Genomic DNA, 16590 nt, shown 5'->3' on the forward strand with positions numbered 1-16590 from the left:
GGAAGTATGGTGTAAATAGCATAAGCTGATGTCCAATAATTTGCTTATAAAGAGATATTTTAGTTTAATTGCAGCGGTGTCCTGGTAGATAAACTAGATTGGCAGGAGTCTGATTGGAGAAAGGAGAGGGGAAAATTGACACCGATTTGAGATAGTTTGTTTAGTTCATTTTTGTCATTTAAATGAACTGTAGTAAAAGAAAGTTAAGAAAAGACAAACTAAGTGTATTTTCTGGAGTAAATGTCTTATTTCAGAAATCGGGATATAGATATAGAGAGGATCAGTATGAATCGGAGTGTTCAAGAACGTAAGTGTCGTTATAGCATTAGGAAACTATCGGTAGGAGCGGTTTCTATGATTGTAGGAGCAGTGGTATTTGGAACGTCTCCTGTTTTAGCTCAAGAAGGGGCAAGTGAGCAACCTCTGGCAAATGAAACTCAACTTTCGGGGGGGGGGGAGCTCAACCCTAACTGATACAGAAAAGAGCCAGCCTTCTGAGGAAGGAGAAAATATAACTCTTCCTGCAGAGCATGTAGAGTCTGTTTCAGAGACTGAACTTTCTGGCAATGAGCAAGAACATGAAGACAAGCAAGAAGAAAAAATTCCAAGAGATTACTATGCACGAGATTTAGAAAATGTCGAAACAGTGATAGAAAAAGATGACTTAGAGACGAATGATTCAAACGAAAAAAGAGTAGACTTGTCTGATGAGTTGGAGAAAGTAAAGGGACTCCAAAATGCAACTGTTCATGTGGAGTTCAAACCGGCTGCTGATGGTCCTAGTTTTTACAATCTCTTTTCTGCTTCTAGTACAACTAAAGTAAATGAGTACTTTACAATGGCAATCAATAATGGGACAGCTTTGATAGAGGGACGTGGAGCTGATGGTAGTCAATTTTATGGAAGTTATACAGATGCGCCTTTGAAGATTAGACCAGGCAAGTATAATTCGGTTACTTTTACTGTTGAAAGACCAAGAAAGGATAGTCCAAATGGTCAAGTTCGTCTTTATGTGAATGGTGTATTATCTCGTACGAATAAAAAGTCAGGGAAATTCCTGGCAGACATGCCAGATGTGGATAAACTCCAGTTAGGTGCAACTAATAGAGCAGGAGAACTGAAGTGGGGCTCAGATCTTTCTATTCGTAATCTGACTGTATACAATCGTGCTCTAACTCCAGAGGAAGTCAAAAAACGTAGCCAGTTATTTGATGTAACAGATATTGAACCATCACTTCCTGAAGGAGCTGTCTTGACAGAAAAGCAAGAGTTGTTTATGAGTGGTGTCAATGATAAGCCAAATAGTGAAGGAATTAAGAGTTATCGGATTCCAGCTTTGCTACGTACGGATAAAGGAACATTACTAGCAGGAGCAGATCAGCGTCGTCTCCACCATTCTGATTGGGGAGATATTGCTATGGTCGTTAGGAGAAGTGAGGATGGGGGAACTACTTGGCAGCCAACCTTAACCTTGACCAACCTGCGAGACAATCCAGAAGCAAAAGATCCGCAGGCACCATCTCCACTTAATATCGATATGGTCTTGGTTCAAGATCATACCACAAAGAGAATTTTTTCAATCTACGATATGTTTCCAGAGGGTCGAGCTGTCTTTGGAATGCCAAACAAACCTCAAAAAGCTTATCAACAAGTTGGAGACAAGCACTATCAATTACTATATAAACAAGGGGAAAATCAAGCATATACTGTTCGAGAAAACGGAGAAGTATATGATGCAAATAATCAAAAAACAGATTATCGCGTTGTAGTGGATCCAAAAGAAGAAGCCTACAGAGATAAGGGTGACCTCTATAAAGGAGAAGAGCTTCTTGGGAATATCTACTTTGCTCAATCTGCTAAAAATCCATTTCGTGTAGCCTATACGAGCTATTTGTGGCTTTCCTATAGTGATGATGATGGGAAAACTTGGTCGAAACCAAGAGATATTACACCATCAATTCGCCAAGATTGGATGAAATTTTTAGGAACAGGTCCAGGTACAGGAATTGTGCTTAGAACAGGAGAGCACAAGGGTCGTATCCTAGTTCCTACTTATACCACCAACGCTATCTCCCATCTAAGCGGATCTCAGTCTTCTCGTTTGATTTATTCAGATGACCATGGAGAAACATGGCAGGCTGGAGCTGCTGTTAATGATGATAGGACAGTAGGCAGAAGGAAAATTCATTCCTCAACTATGAATAATAGTCCTGCCCAAAATACAGAGTCAGTTGCTGTACAGTTAAATAATGGTGATGTGAAACTCTTTATGAGAGGATTAACGGGTGATTTACAGGTTGTCACAAGTAAAGATGGTGGGCAAACTTGGGACAAGGAAATCAAGAGATACAATCAGGTTAAAGATGTTTATGTCCAAATGGCTGCTATTCACACCATGCACGAAGGAAAAGAATACATCATTTTAACCAATTCAGGAGGACCTAAACGGACGAATGGAATGGCTCATTTGGCTCGTGTAGAGGACAACGGAGACTTGACTTGGTTACATCATAGATCAATTCAAAAAGGAGAGTTTGCCTATAATTCGCTTCAAGAATTAGGAAACGGTGAGTATGGTATCTTGTATGAACATACTGAAAAAGGACAAAATGCCTATACCCTATCATTTAGAAAATTTAACTGGGAATTTTTAACAAAAGATCCGGTATATCCAACAAGTGTAACTATCAGGGAAGTTCGTAAATTGGAAACAGAAGAAGAGGATGCAGAACAAGGTATCTTAGCGATACAATTTGATTCTGAGGTACTAGTGAATTCTATTCCGACTTTGACTTTAGCGAATGGACACAAAGCTACCTTCTTGACCCAGGCAGATCAAAAAACTCTACTTTTTACCTTCAATAAAGAAGATGCAGGTCAAGAAATTACAGGTCTACTGGTCGGTAGAATTGACAGTATGCATGATTTACCAGTTACACTAGCTGGTAGTAGAATTCCTGAAGATGCGAAAGAAAATCCTGTCGATACCATGAATACAGTAAGAGAAGATGTATCTGAGGAGATGACAGAAAGGAAGTCAGAGAAGAATCAAGTGTCTATGGAGCCTTCAGGCAGAATGGTAGCAAACTCTCCTCTTACTTATTTTGCTCCTCGTTACCTCCAATCTTATGTAGGAGATGTTACTTTAACTCCTCTTAAAACTGAGACTAAAGTTCCAGTAACGACTGGTTGGAAGCAAGAAAATGGTGCGTGGTATTTTTATACATCTGCTGGTGAAGTGGTGAAAGGCTGGCATCAGGAAGCGGGTAAATGGTACTACTTGAGTTCTACTGGTGCGATGGCAACTGGTTGGGTGAAAGATGGTAACCAATGGTATTGTTTGAGTGAGAGTGGAGCAATGTCTACTGGCTGGGTTGAATCCAGTGGTGTGTGGTACTATCTCCATTCTAACGGTTCAATGGCGACTGGTTGGATAAAAGATGGAGACCATTGGTACTATCAGGAATCATCTGGTGCAATGAAGGTAAATCAATGGTTCCAAGTTGGAGACAAATGGTACTATGTCAATGAAAGCGGAAGATTAGCTGTTAATACCATAGTGGATGGTTATAAAGTTAACTCCAATGGGGAGTGGGTCAACTACTAGAACCTTGGATGTTGATGAATAACTGAGACACGTTTTGTCCGTCATAGAGATTAAAAGTTTATTTAGATAGTTTTAGTAGAAATTTCTACTCTAAGAAAAAATCAATTTAGATGAGCTCTTATTGCCGAGTAAATGACTTGCTAGTCGTAAATAAACTGTATATTTCTGACTGGATACTAATGGTCGCAACTTAACAGTTCGCTTTAAGTGTTAAAATGCATATAGCTAGTTATTGGTTATATGCGTTTTTGTTCTTGATTATTTTATTTCTTGTCTTGGAATATAGGTAAAATTATAGTAAAATAAAATTCTGTAGATCATGTTGGTAGATATACAAGAAGAGTGTATTGTTGACAATACAGCACATAGAATCCAACATGTCCTTATACTCAAAAAATCAAAGAGAAAATTAGGAAGTTAGCCGTAGCCTGCTCAAAACACCGTTTTGAGGTTGTAGATGAGACTGACGAAGTCAGCTCAAAATACCGTTTTGAGGTTGCAGATAGAACTGACGAAGTCAGTAACATATACATACGGCAAGACGAAGATGACATTGTTTGAAGAGTATGGAACAATCATAACTTATTTGAAGATTTTAAAAGATTGTAAGCTATTATATCTGGATAAATAAGTATTAGAAACTAAAGTGAGGAAAAAGATGTTTTTTATATTTAAAAGGTTTAGGAAAATTTCGTATCGCTAACACCAGACGGCTATAGAGTGAACGAGTACGGGGAATGGATCAACTGAACTTGCTTTATGGCATATTGACGAGAAAGCTAGGAGTATAAAAACACTAGAATTCATAGTCTAGAAAGTGGTAAGGATTTTCTAAAATGGTTGATTTTGTAATCTTTTTTGTAAAATATAGTCTTTAATAAATAATATGAGTAAAATTCATCTCTTTGAAAGTGATTAGGGGTAATAGTTTTGAAGTTTCTCGCTTCTTTTGTCTTTCTTTTACGAATAAATAGATAGAAGCATTGAATCTAGCAAACCTAGATTAAAAATGTGCTATAATAGAAGGAGGAAAAGGATGATTCTCAGACATCCGGGCATTAGCCCGACCAATGACTTGGTTGCTAAGAAAATCTTTAGCAATCCAGAAATCACTTGTCAATTTATTCGTGATATGTTGGACTTGCCAGCAAAAAATGTAACCATTTTGGAGGGAAGCAATATTCATGTACTACCTTCTCTGCCTTATTCAGCCCAAGATTTCTATACTAGCATAGATGTCTTGGCTGAACTAGATAATGGAACCCAGGTTATTATTGAAATCCAAGTCCACCATCAGAATTTTTTCATCAATCGCCTGTGGGCATATCTGTGTAGTCAGGTCAATCAAAATCTTGAAAAAATCCGCCAGCAAGAAGGAAATACTCACCAGAGTTACAAACATATCGCACCAGTATACGCTATCGCAATCGTGGATAGTAACTACTTCTCAGATGACTTGGCTTTTCATAGTTTTAGCATGCGAGAGGATACGACGGGAGAGGCTTTAACAATTACAAACAATGGACAAGAAAATCATCTGGTTAAGATGGCGTTCTTGGAATTAAAAAAATATAGAGAAACCAGCAAAGATAGTATTCGCAAACCATGGTTAGAGTTTTTCGGTAATAAACCCTTTACTCAACAACCCGAGCGAGCCATCAGCCAAGCAGATCAACTGCTGGACTACAAGAGCTGGTCCGAGGAGGACAGGAAAATGTTTAGTCAACTACGTATGCGAGAAGAACAAGCTTTGTTAGCACAGGACTATGCCTTGGAACAAGCTGAAGAAAAAGGGTTGGAGAGAGGTCGGGCAGAAGGACTTGAACGTGGAAAACTTTTTGCCTTTCTGGATATGGTTCGCCAAGGACTTCTGACTTCCGAGGTTGCCAGTCAGCAGTTGGGTATGTCAGTATCTGAGTTTGAGGCGTTGTTGTAAGATCAGCAATAATAGACAAGAAAACCATCTGGTTAAGATGGCATTCTTGGAATTAAAAAACTCTAGGCACAAAATCTTAAAAATCACAAACACGCATAGTATCAGGTGTTGAACAAGCTTGATACTATGCGTTTTATAGTGCATTGAATCTATACTAGTACACTATAGTTGATTGAAAACAGAATAGTATACCGCAGCTTCTAAATCCTTGTTATAAATTTAATTTTACTTTCCCAATCGATTTATTCTCATTTTATTTCAATCTGCTATATTTCCTTCATTTTCTCCTAAAATTGAGTTTTTTACACTTTCTTCTTTTTTCTGTTTCTTATCTTGTCCACTCGAAACAGATCTTGCAAGAAACCTACTTATTTTTGAAAGTACTTTTAATGTAGTTGATATAGTTAAAAAGATTTGAAACTAAATTCCAAATTAGAAAAAGACTTGAAATGCTAAAAAAAAAAAGTATACTCTAATTGAAAACGGTAACAAAACTAATTTAGAGTATTTCTCTCTTAAAAGTTCTTGGTGAAACGAGATGTAGAAAGGAGATTTAGCCAAAGAGTCTACTAGTGCTAGAATAATAGATTAGAATTATTTTAGAAAAACTAATACTCAATGAAAATCAAAGAGCAAACTAGGAAACTAGCCGCAGGCTGTACTTGAGTACGGCAAGGCGACGTTGACGCAGTTTGAATTTGATTTTCGAAGAGTATTACGTTTAAAAGAACTCATTCTTGCAATTTCAAAGAGTCCATCTATACCTTACAATTCTTCTGATGTGCTTTGAGCTTTTTCATAGCCCAATCATAGTGACTGGCGGTGCTACTGATAAAGTAGGAACCTAGACTTGTCCCTCCCGTCCACTTATAGACACCTTTGGTAAAGAGTTCGTCATTGCTAAAGCATTCCATCAACTCTAAAACCTCTCTATGTGATTGTTCTAGGAGTCTAGTCGCTTCTTCTAAGGAGGTTTTCTGGTGCTTCTTCCAAAAAGCGACATTCATTTCTCCATAAGTTTTCCAATTATAAGCTTCAGGAAGAAAAGATCTTTCGTGACCTTTTTGATTAGAATGTACCCAGGTCAAAAGTAACTGCTGCCATTCATAAAGATGGATCAAGACATCCCGCAGGTTTTTATCCCTTTTCCAGTGAGCTTCTTTTTTCTTTGGGTCTCTTGAAAAATCAAATGGAGTCTGTAGCTCATCTTCACTTAGTTGGGAGATGAAACGATTGAGCTTTTCATAATTTTCCTTAGAGGATAATACTAATTCCTCTTTCGTTCTCGGTCTAGGCACAGAGTTCTCCCTTCATATTGTTAGTTATTATTAGAAATTTTTTATCCTTTAACTCTCTATAACTTATCCTTTAATTTCTCCACAAAGAGATAGGCTGCTGGACAGGTTAAGGTATTCTTAATCGTCAGATGGTTGATTTGATGGATTTTTTTGCGGTCAGTATGAGGGAATTCACGACAGGCCTTTGGACGAACGTCATAGATGGAACAGAGATTATCGCCTCCTAAAAAGGGACAGGGCATGGATTTGAAAACCTTATCTCCATCTTCATCCACCTGCAGAAACTCCGCTTCAAAAGCAGGTAATTTCATCTTAAAGTACTTGGCAATACGAGTGATGTCTGCTTCCTTAAAGTCAGGCCCCAAAGTCTTACAACAGTTAGCACATGCAGTACAATCAATCTCCGCAAAGACTTCTTGGTGAATCTACTGGGCTATCTTGTCTAGGTTTTTAGGAGGTTTTTTCTTTAGATTGGCTAAAACTTTACGGTGCTCCTTCTGCTTTTGCAAGGCTAGCTGATGGTAATACTCAATATCAATTTCTTTAGACATGGTTTCTCTCTTATTCTATTCACTTTCCCCTATTATACCATGCCTCTGACTCATTGAAAAGTGGACTTTATAGGATCATACTTTTCTAAAATACGTCAAAAAAACCTTGCAACTAGGTTACAAGGTTAATGACATTAATCGAAGTTAACGTATTCTTTTTGAAGTTCAAGAACTTCTTCCATTGTTGAACACTCTGTAAGGGCACGGTTAGCGTACTCTTCCATCTTAGCAGTATCCAATTTCTTCATCAAGCTACGTGTACGAAGGACAGATGTTGCTGACATAGAGAACTCATCCAAGCCCATTCCGACAAGAAGCGGAACAGCTTTTTGGTCACCAGCCATCTCACCACACATACCAGCCCATTTACCTTCAGCGTGAGCTGCCTTGATAACGTTGTTGATCAAGCGAAGGATTGATGGGTTATATGGTTGGTAAAGGTATGAAACTTGTTCGTTCATACGGTCTGCCGCCATTGAGTATTGGATCAAGTCGTTTGTACCAATTGACATGAAGTCTACTTCTTTTGCAAATTGGTCTGCAAGCATGGCTGCTGCAGGAATTTCAATCATGATACCAACTTGGATGTCATCCGCAACTGCAACACCTTCAGCAAGAAGGTTTGCTTTTTCTTCTTCATAAACTGCTTTAGCTGCACGGAATTCTTTCAAAAGGGCAACCATTGGGAACATGATACGCAATTGACCATGAACAGAAGCACGAAGAAGGGCACGGATCTGTGTACGGAACATTGCATCTCCAGTTTCAGAAATAGAGATACGAAGGGCACGGAATCCAAGGAATGGGTTCATTTCGTGTGGCATATCGAAGTAAGGAAGTTCCTTATCTCCACCAATATCCATTGTACGAACAACCACTGGTTTACCATTCATTCCCTCAAGAACAGCCTTGTATGCTTCATACTGCTCGTCTTCTGTTGGGAAATCTTGAGAATCCATGTACAAGAACTCTGTACGGTAAAGTCCAACAGCTTCTGCACCGTTGTTGTTAACACCTTCAACGTCTTTTGGAGTACCGATGTTAGCAGCCAACTCAAAGTGTTTACCGTCAGCAGTCACTGTTTGAGCATCTTTCAAAAGTGCCCATTCAGCTTTTTGTTTAGCATAAGCTTCACCAGCTGCTTTAAATTCTGCCGCTTGTTCATCTGTTGGGTTGATAATCACTTCACCAGTAATTCCGTTAACGGCAAGGATATCACCGTCTTTGACGATTTCAGTGATGTTATTTGTTCCCAATACAGCTGCAATTTCAAGTGTACGTGCCATGATAGCTGAGTGGCTTGTACGTCCACCGATGTTTGTGACAAAAGCTTTTACAAAGTTTTTGTCCAATTGAGCTGTATCAGATGGTGTTAAGTCATGTGCAATCACGATTACTTCTTCATTGATAGAAGCTGGGTTTGGCAATTTCTTACCAAGAAGGTTTGCCAAGACACGTTTTGTCACGTCGCGGATATCCGCTGCACGTTCTTGCATGTATGGGTTGTCTTCCATACCTTCAAAGATCGTGATGAACATGTCAGTCACTTCTTTAAGACCTGCTTCTGCATTGACTTTCTTAGCACGAATTGTTTCTTTAATCTGACCAATCAATTCTGGGTCAGAAAGAACCATCAAATGAGCGTCAAAAACTTGAGCCGCTTCTTCACCAAGCGTACCTACAGCTTTCTCGCGGATAAGAGAAAGCTCGTTTTGAGAAGCTTCAAGAGCAACATCCAAACGAGCCTCTTCTGCGTTTGTATCTTCGACTGAAACAGTTTCGAATGACAAATCCGGTTGAACGAGTAGATATGCTTTTGCAACTGCAACACCGTCAGATGCTGCGATTCCTTTAAGCATTTCTGTCATTTCCCTTATGCCAATCCTTCTTTTTCCATTGTTTCTGAGATTGCAGCGATAGCGTCATCTGCATCTGCACCTTCAGCTGAGATAGTTACGTCAGCACCTTGGCCAACACCAAGACTCATAACACCCATAATTGATTTAAGGTTAACTGATTTACCTTTGTACTCAAGAGTGATATCTGAAGCAAATTTGCTAGCAGTTTGCACCAACAATGTTGCTGGACGTGCGTGAATACCTGTTTCTGCCACTACGTGGAAATCTTTAGAAGCCATAGTTTGACTCTCCTTTTGTTCTTTCTTTTTTGAGTTATATGTGATAACCCTTACAATTTGGTATTATACCATCTTCTAGGATTTTTTTCAAGCATTTTCTGGATTTTCCTTCAATTTCCTTTCAGATAACTTGCTGAAAATCTTCTATCCTAGATAACAAAACACAGGATATAGTTTCTTTAAAAACGATTTATAGGATAATCATTGCTGTTTTATAAAACAAACACTACATATTGTGTTTTGTGAGCTTGACTAGAAAAAAAGACCACTATATTTAGTTCAAATCATTGACAAAATTTTATTTTCTGATATACTAGGATAGAATTAAATTTTAAAGAGGAGTTACACAATGGTAACCGTTTATTCTAAAAACAATTGTGTCCAATGTAAAATGACCAAGCGTTTCTTGGACAGTAATAACGTTGAATATAAAGAAATCAATCTTGATGAGCAGCCTGAGTACATCGATCAAGTCAAAGAACTCGGTTTTAGCGCAGCTCCTATTATTCAAACACCAACTGAAGTCTTTTCAGGTTTCCAACCAGGAAAACTGAAACAATTAGCATAATCTTAGTACATCATCCAGAAGAAACTGCTTCTAGGGCTAACTTAGAAGCCTTTCTTTTGTAATTAGATAAGGGAAATTTTATGGGATTAAAACATCTTGAGGACGTGACTTACTTCCGTCTCAATAACGAAATCAACCGTCCTGTTAATGGACAAATCATGCTTCATAAAGATAAGGAAGCCTTGGATGCCTTCTTTAAAGAAAATGTCGTTCCAAACACTATGGTTTTTGATTCAATCAAAGATAAAATCAACTACCTCATTGAACACAACTACATCGAAACAGCCTTTATCAAGAAATACCGTCCAGAATTTTTGGAAGAATTGTCACAATTTATCAAAGACCAAAACTTCCAATTCAAGTCTTTCATGGCTGCCTATAAATTTTATAATCAATATGCCTTAAAGACTAATGACGGTGAATACTATCTTGAAAGCATGGAAGACCGTGTCTTCTTTAACGCCCTTTATTTTGCTGATGGGAATGAAGCTGTTGCAATCGATATCGCCAATGAAATCATCCACCAACGCTACCAACCTGCTACTCCTTCCTTCTTGAATGCTGGACGTGCTCGTCGTGGGGAGTTGGTATCTTGCTTCCTGATCCAAGTAACGGATGATATGAACTCTATCGGACGTTCAATCAACTCTGCCCTTCAACTTTCACGTATTGGTGGTGGTGTGGGAATTACCCTCAGCAACCTTCGTGAAGCTGGTGCACCTATCAAAGGCTATGAAGGAGCAGCTTCTGGAGTCGTTCCAGTTATGAAACTCTTCGAAGACAGCTTCTCTTACTCAAACCAATTGGGTCAACGTCAAGGTGCTGGTGTTGTCTACCTCAACGTCTTCCACCCAGACATCATCGCCTTCCTTTCAACTAAGAAAGAAAACGCCGATGAAAAAGTTCGTGTTAAGACCCTTTCACTTGGTGTTGTAGTACCTGATAAATTCTACGAATTGGCTCGTAAAAATGAAGAAATGTACCTCTTCAGCCCTTACTCTGTCGAAAAAGAATACGGTGTGCCATTCAACTACATTGACATCACTGAAAAATACGATGAATTGGTCGCAAATCCAAATATCCGTAAGACAAAAATCAAGGCGCGTGATTTGGAAACTGAAATCTCTAAATTGCAACAAGAGTCTGGTTATCCTTATGTCGTCAACATTGATACGGCTAACCGTGCAAATCCTGTTGATGGTAAGATTATCATGAGTAACTTGTGTTCTGAGATTCTTCAAGTGCAAGAACCAAGCTTGATCAACGATGCTCAAGAATTCCTTCAAATGGGAACAGATGTTTCATGTAACCTTGGTTCAACCAACGTGGTTAACATGATGACTTCACCTGACTTTGGTCGTTCTATCCGTGCTATGGTTCGTGCCCTTACTTTCGTTACAGATAGTTCACACATCGTAGCTGTTCCTACCATCGACCATGGAAATAGCCAAGCCCACACCTTTGGTCTCGGCGCCATGGGACTTCACAGCTACCTTGCCCAACAATTGATTGAATATGGATCGCCTGAGTCTGTTGAATTTACAAGCATCTACTTTATGCTTATGAACTACTGGACCTTAGTTGAGTCAAACAATATCGCGCGTGAACGTGGTATCACCTTCCACAACTTTGAAAAATCAGACTACGCTAAGGGAAGCTACTTCGACAAGTATGTAACTGGCGAGTTTGTTCCAAAATCAGACCGTGTTAAAGAACTCTTCAAAGATGTCTTTATTCCAAGCGCTGCTGACTGGGCTGAACTTCGCGACAAGATTCAAGCAGATGGTCTTTACCACCAAAACCGTCTAGCTGTTGCTCCAAATGGTTCGATCAGTTACATCAACGACGTTTCTGCTTCTATCCACCCGATTACGCAACGGATCGAGGAACGTCAAGAAAAGAAAATTGGTAAAATCTACTATCCTGCTGCTGGCTTGTCAACAGAAACCATTCCTTACTACACTTCTGCTTACGACATGGATATGCGTAAAGTCATCGATGTTTACGCTGCTGCGACTGAGCACGTGGACCAAGGACTTTCACTCACTCTCTTCATGCGTAGTGACATTCCAAAAGGTCTTTACGAATGGAAGAAAGAAAACAAACAAACGACACGTGACTTATCTATCCTTCGTAACTATGCCTTTAACAAGGGTATCAAGTCTATCTACTACGTCCGTACCTTTACAGATGACGGTGGAGAAGTCGGTGCCAACCAATGTGAAAGCTGTGTGATTTAGTTTCTAGCATAGAAACACTATTTTTCCCTAAGCAGCACTGATAAAATCAAATCTACTAGGTCATAACATAATTTATGTAACATTTTAAAAGTCGGGCTTCCGACTTTTTGTGCGATACTCCTATAGAATTATGATAAAATAGAGATAATTGTGAGTTCGCAATACTAAACACAGAAAGAGATTTCAAATGGAAACTTACTACAAAGCCATTAACTGGAATGCCATCGAAGATGTCATCGATAAATCAACTTGGGAAAAGTTGACAGAGCAATTCTGGCTCGATACACGTATTCCCTTGTCAAACGACTTGGATGACTGGAGAAAGCTATCTAACAAAGAGAAAGACTTGGTCGGAAAAGTTTTTGGTGGTTTGACACTTTTGGATACTATGCAATCTGAAACGGGGGTTGAAGCCCTTCGCGCAGACATCCGTACACCTCATGAGGAAGCTGTTTTCAATAACATCCAATTTATGGAGTCTGTCCACGCTAAATCTTACTCATCAATCTTTTCTACCTTAAATACTAAGGCTGAGATTGAAGAAATTTTCGAATGGACCAATACCAATCCTTACCTACAAAAGAAGGCTGAGATTGTCAACGAAATCTACCTCAACGGTAGCCCACTTGAAAAGAAAGTTGCCAGTGTCTTCCTCGAAACCTTCCTCTTCTATTCAGGTTTCTTCACTCCCCTCTACTACCTTGGTAACAACAAACTTGCCAACGTTGCAGAAATTATTAAATTGATTATTCGTGATGAGTCTGTTCACGGAACTTACATTGGTTATAAATTCCAACTTGGTTTCAATGAATTGCCTGAAGAAGAGCAAGAAAAACTCAAAGAATGGATGTACGACCTACTCTATACTCTTTATGAAAATGAAGAAGGCTACACAGAGAGTCTTTATGACGGTGTTGGTTGGACTGAAGAGGTTAAAACCTTCCTTCGCTACAATGCCAATAAAGCTCTCATGAACATGGGACAAGATCCACTTTTCCCAGATTCAGCTGAAGATGTCAACCCAATCGTTATGAACGGTATTTCAACAGGAACTTCCAACCATGACTTCTTCTCTCAAGTCGGAAATGGTTACCTTCTTGGCGAAGTTGAAGCCATGCAAGATGATGACTACAACTACGGTTTGGACTAATTCTCCACCACTCTTAACCATCAAAAAGTAAACTTGAAACAACAAAATAATAATCTAATAAAATATCGAAGTTTTGAAAACAAACCTCGATATTTTTGTTTTTGTTTTATTTTGTTGTTTTTGTATTTGAATGATGAGCTAGTTTATGGTAAGATAGTAGTAGGAAACGAGGTGATAATATGCTCAAACAAGAAAAATTAACCAAAATTTTAGAGACAGTAAATAGTAAAGGAACCATAACGGTTAAACAGATTATGGACGAAATAGCCGTTTCAGATATGACTGCAAGGCGCTATTTACAGGAATTAGCTGATAAAGATTTGCTGATTCGTGTGCATGGTGGAGCTGAAAAACTTCGAACCAACTCCCTTTTGACTAATGAGCGATCAAATATTGAAAAACAAGCCCTCCAAACGGCAGAAAAACAAGAAATAGCCCGTTTTGCAGGCAGTCTAGTAGAAGAAAGAGAAACTATTTTTATTGGACCAGGAACAACATTAGAATTTTTTGCACGTGAGTTGCCTATTGACAATATCCGCGTCGTGACCAACAGTCTACCTGTTTTTCTGATTTTAAGCGAACGAAAATTAACAGATTTGATTTTGATAGGTGGAAATTATCGCGATATTACAGGTGCTTTTGTTGGCACATTGACCCTACAAAATCTCTCTAATCTCCAATTTTCTAAAGCTTTCGTTAGCTGTAATGGTATTCAAAACGGGGCTCTAGCTACTTTTAGCGAGGAAGAGGGAGAGGCTCAACGCATCGCTTTAAATAATTCTAATAAAAAATATTTGCTCGCAGATCATAGTAAGTTCAATAAGTTTGATTTTTATACTTTTTATAATGTATCAAATCTTGATACTATTGTTTCAGATTCTAAACTAAGTGATTCAATCCTTTTTGAGCTATCTAAACTTACTAAAGTCATCAAGCCTTAATAAACCTGAAAGATTCTAGTTAACAACTCAATTTCAGAAGTAAATCTTCCCACAATAAAACGCATAGTATCAAGGTTTTCAACACCTGATATTATGCGTTTTTCTGTATCAAAGACTTTTTGCCCAATTGCTTTATCTGCAACCTCAAAGCTATGCATTGAGAAACCTGCGACTCGCTTCCTAGTTTAAAGTTGCTCTTTGATTTTCATTGAGTATAAGCAAGGTGATTAGATAAGAGTTTTGCAGCGTACTAGGTATAAGATTTAACTTTTTTGGAAATTGGTTACGATTGTTGAAACGGCATAAAATCTGAATCAAAGGAGATAGTATCCCATTCTTCAGGATTGATAAAATTTAAAAATAGATTTTTAAATTCTTCCAGCTCATAGTCTGAATGACAAATCCATTCTTTACCGGTCGAGACATACCATTTCCCAAGGCTTTTCAGTTCTTCATTCGTCAAACACGGTATTTGAGAACATTTTTCAAAGTTGATAATATAAACTTTTTCATAAATAGATTGGATAAAATTTTTGAACATCTTTTTGCCTCACTAAAATTCTATATCTAATGACTCATTCTACTACTCAATCACTTGAGTTTCCGCTACTTTCTTGTACCAATGAGCTGATTTCTTCGGATAACGTTCTTGCGTTTCAAAGTCTACATAGAAGAGACCATAACGTTTCTCATAACCGTTTGACCATGAGAAGACGTCCATCAATGACCAAATAAAGTAACCTTTTATATTCGCTCCATCTGCAATCGCATCAGACAAAACCTCTAAGTGTTGTTTGACATAATCAATACGGCCATCATCGTAAACAGTGTTATCAACGAACTCATCTTTATATCCAAGACCATTTTCAGTGATGTAGATTTTCTTATAATTAGGATAATCTTTCTTCACGCGCATGATTTGGTCATACAAACCTTGAGGGTAGATAATCCAATCCCAATCCGTACGTGGTACATAATCAGGAGCTACACGACGACCAACACCTTTGATTTGGTATTTAGAGCTTCCTTTCTCACCCTTACCATTATGGATAATTTCAGTTTCTCCATCAAAGGCTTCCATCCAGTCACTCATATAGTAATTGATTCCAAGGAAGTCGTTCAAGTCTTTTGCGGCTTCTAATACTTCGAAATCTTCTTCACGAAGATCTAAGCTACCACCATTGGCAGCCAAGATAGCCTCTACCCCTGCCAGAGTCTTTTCAGAGTAGTGACCCAGATAAGTTGCATCCAAGATAAATTTGTTATGGATAATGTCCTCCAACTCTGCCGCAATAACATCTGCAGGATTTTGAGGATCCAAAGGATACTTAGTTGGCAGAGCGTGAACAACACCAATTTCACCTTTATAACCTTTATCTTTATATAGCTTGACTGCACGCGCATGAGACACCATCATATTATGGTGCGATTGAAAGACTTTGGCAAGGTCATACTGAATACCTGGAGGGAATTTACCAACCAAATATTGACCATCACCGATTGGTCCAATTTCATTAAAGGTTGTCCAATAGTTTACTTCTGGGAATTCTTCAAAACAGAAAGCCGCGTAGTCTACAAAGTGTTCAATGTTTTCACGGTTTAAGAAGTCTCCATTTGAGTGGAGAGCTTCTGGTGTGTCAAAGTGATGAAGAGTTACAAAAGGCTCAACATGACGTTTGTGACACTCTGCAAATAAATTATGATAAAACTCAACACCTTTCTGATTTACTTGACCATAACCAGTCGGGAAAATACGTGACCAAGCAATAGAAATTCGAATGCCATTGACACCATACTCTTCTGCTAGCTTGAGGTCAACTGGATATCGATTGTAAAAATCACTGGCTGGTTCGGCAGTGTACCAGTAGTTATCTTCAAGATACTTATCCCACGCAACTGGTCCTTTTCCATCAGTATGTGTAGCACCTTCTGCTTGATAGGCAGCTGTTGCGCCACCGAAAATAAAATCTTTTGGTAATGTTTTTGTCATTTTTTTCACCTATTTCTTGATTTAAATAAAATAAAAGTGAGAGGAGAGGAGTCAGTGAGCCATCCTTCTCCATCTCACTTCTTGTAGCAAGTCACCGAATTGTGACATGGGGAGGTAAAAACGATATCTTTTTACCGACGAATTAATAAGGCGATTAGGAAATTCGCCATAG

12 protein-coding genes and 1 pseudogene are annotated in these 16590 nt (G+C 38.6%); 7 read left to right on the top strand and 6 right to left on the bottom strand.

Annotation, left to right across the window (positions count from 1 at the left end; genetic code table 11):
• Positions 1-285: 285 nt before the first annotated feature.
• From HT721_RS02480 to HT721_RS02490, 3 genes are all read left to right on the top strand, one after another.
• On the top strand, positions 286-474 hold the full coding sequence (locus HT721_RS02480; RefSeq protein WP_079016435.1) for a YSIRK-type signal peptide-containing protein: 189 nt from the start codon (positions 286-288) through the stop codon (positions 472-474).
• Positions 431-3607 (top strand): sialidase family protein, encoded by a 3177-nt coding sequence (locus HT721_RS02485; protein WP_173228813.1) that lies wholly within the window; start codon positions 431-433, stop codon positions 3605-3607. Before HT721_RS02480 ends, HT721_RS02485 begins: the two co-directional genes overlap by 44 nt.
• A 1036-nt stretch (positions 3608-4643) precedes the next feature.
• On the top strand, positions 4644-5543 hold the full coding sequence (locus tag HT721_RS02490) for an Rpn family recombination-promoting nuclease/putative transposase (RefSeq protein ID WP_173228815.1): 900 nt from the start codon (positions 4644-4646) through the stop codon (positions 5541-5543).
• Positions 5544-6301: 758 nt separating this feature from the next.
• Here HT721_RS02490 and HT721_RS02495 read toward each other — a convergent pair.
• The 4 genes and pseudogenes from HT721_RS02495 to HT721_RS02510 form a co-directional block, all read right to left on the bottom strand.
• Complete coding sequence (locus tag HT721_RS02495) at positions 6302-6841, bottom strand: ClbS/DfsB family four-helix bundle protein (protein WP_173228817.1); 540 nt, start codon at positions 6839-6841, stop codon at positions 6302-6304.
• Between the two features lie 56 nt (positions 6842-6897).
• Positions 6898-7392, bottom strand: a pseudogene (locus tag HT721_RS02500) (YkgJ family cysteine cluster protein).
• A 134-nt stretch (positions 7393-7526) separates the two neighbouring features.
• The gene (gene ptsP, locus HT721_RS02505) at positions 7527-9260 is read right to left on the bottom strand and encodes a phosphoenolpyruvate--protein phosphotransferase (RefSeq protein ID WP_033680190.1); all 1734 of its coding nucleotides are present in this window, start codon (positions 9258-9260) and stop codon (positions 7527-7529) included.
• Positions 9261-9265: 5 nt separating this feature from the next.
• The gene (locus HT721_RS02510) at positions 9266-9529 is read right to left on the bottom strand and encodes a phosphocarrier protein HPr (protein ID WP_000146947.1); all 264 of its coding nucleotides are present in this window, start codon (positions 9527-9529) and stop codon (positions 9266-9268) included.
• Positions 9530-9878: 349 nt separating this feature from the next.
• Here HT721_RS02510 and nrdH point away from each other — a divergent pair, with 349 nt between their 5' ends.
• The 4 genes from nrdH to HT721_RS02530 all read left to right on the top strand — a co-directional run bounded on the left by nrdH (position 9879) and on the right by HT721_RS02530 (position 14428).
• Positions 9879-10097, top strand: coding sequence for a glutaredoxin-like protein NrdH (nrdH, locus tag HT721_RS02515; protein ID WP_000259242.1), 219 nt, complete (start codon positions 9879-9881; stop codon positions 10095-10097).
• 80 nt (positions 10098-10177) lie between these two features.
• A complete protein-coding gene (gene nrdE / locus HT721_RS02520; protein WP_173228819.1) occupies positions 10178-12337 on the top strand; it encodes a class 1b ribonucleoside-diphosphate reductase subunit alpha in 2160 nt (719 codons plus the stop codon).
• 187 nt (positions 12338-12524) lie between these two features.
• A complete protein-coding gene (gene nrdF, locus HT721_RS02525) occupies positions 12525-13487 on the top strand; it encodes a class 1b ribonucleoside-diphosphate reductase subunit beta (RefSeq protein WP_023939068.1) in 963 nt (320 codons plus the stop codon).
• A 179-nt stretch (positions 13488-13666) separates the two neighbouring features.
• Positions 13667-14428 (top strand): DeoR/GlpR family DNA-binding transcription regulator, encoded by a 762-nt coding sequence (locus tag HT721_RS02530; protein WP_000917605.1) that lies wholly within the window; start codon positions 13667-13669, stop codon positions 14426-14428.
• Positions 14429-14711: 283 nt separating this feature from the next.
• On the opposite strand, the gene HT721_RS02535 is transcribed toward HT721_RS02530, so the two are convergent.
• Complete coding sequence (locus HT721_RS02535; protein ID WP_000475754.1) at positions 14712-14969, bottom strand: DUF3884 family protein; 258 nt, start codon at positions 14967-14969, stop codon at positions 14712-14714.
• A gap of 42 nt (positions 14970-15011) precedes the next feature.
• Positions 15012-16418, bottom strand: a complete 1407-nt coding sequence (lacG, locus tag HT721_RS02540; RefSeq protein WP_173228821.1) for a 6-phospho-beta-galactosidase — start codon at positions 16416-16418, stop codon at positions 15012-15014.
• Between the last annotated feature and the right edge of the window lie 172 nt (positions 16419-16590).

The sequence above is a fragment of the Streptococcus sp. 4094 genome (genome assembly GCF_013277125.1).
Taxonomy (GTDB): domain Bacteria; phylum Bacillota; class Bacilli; order Lactobacillales; family Streptococcaceae; genus Streptococcus.

What these genes read in the sequence shown, in the direction of transcription:
- HT721_RS02535 (WP_000475754.1), bottom strand. Translation starts at nt 14,969, where the DNA reads ATGTTCAAAAATTTTATCCAATCTATTTATGAAAAAGTTTATATTATC.
- HT721_RS02510 (WP_000146947.1), bottom strand. Translation starts at nt 9,529, where the DNA reads ATGGCTTCTAAAGATTTCCACGTAGTGGCAGAAACAGGTATTCACGCA.
- HT721_RS02480 (WP_079016435.1), top strand. Translation starts at nt 286, where the DNA reads ATGAATCGGAGTGTTCAAGAACGTAAGTGTCGTTATAGCATTAGGAAA.
- nrdH (WP_000259242.1), top strand. Translation starts at nt 9,879, where the DNA reads ATGGTAACCGTTTATTCTAAAAACAATTGTGTCCAATGTAAAATGACC.
- ptsP (WP_033680190.1), bottom strand. Translation starts at nt 9,260, where the DNA reads ATGACAGAAATGCTTAAAGGAATCGCAGCATCTGACGGTGTTGCAGTT.
- nrdF (WP_023939068.1), top strand. Translation starts at nt 12,525, where the DNA reads ATGGAAACTTACTACAAAGCCATTAACTGGAATGCCATCGAAGATGTC.
- lacG (WP_173228821.1), bottom strand. Translation starts at nt 16,418, where the DNA reads ATGACAAAAACATTACCAAAAGATTTTATTTTCGGTGGCGCAACAGCT.
- HT721_RS02485 (WP_173228813.1), top strand. Translation starts at nt 431, where the DNA reads ATGAAACTCAACTTTCGGGGGGGGGGGAGCTCAACCCTAACTGATACA.
- HT721_RS02490 (WP_173228815.1), top strand. Translation starts at nt 4,644, where the DNA reads ATGATTCTCAGACATCCGGGCATTAGCCCGACCAATGACTTGGTTGCT.
- nrdE (WP_173228819.1), top strand. Translation starts at nt 10,178, where the DNA reads ATGGGATTAAAACATCTTGAGGACGTGACTTACTTCCGTCTCAATAAC.
- HT721_RS02530 (WP_000917605.1), top strand. Translation starts at nt 13,667, where the DNA reads ATGCTCAAACAAGAAAAATTAACCAAAATTTTAGAGACAGTAAATAGT.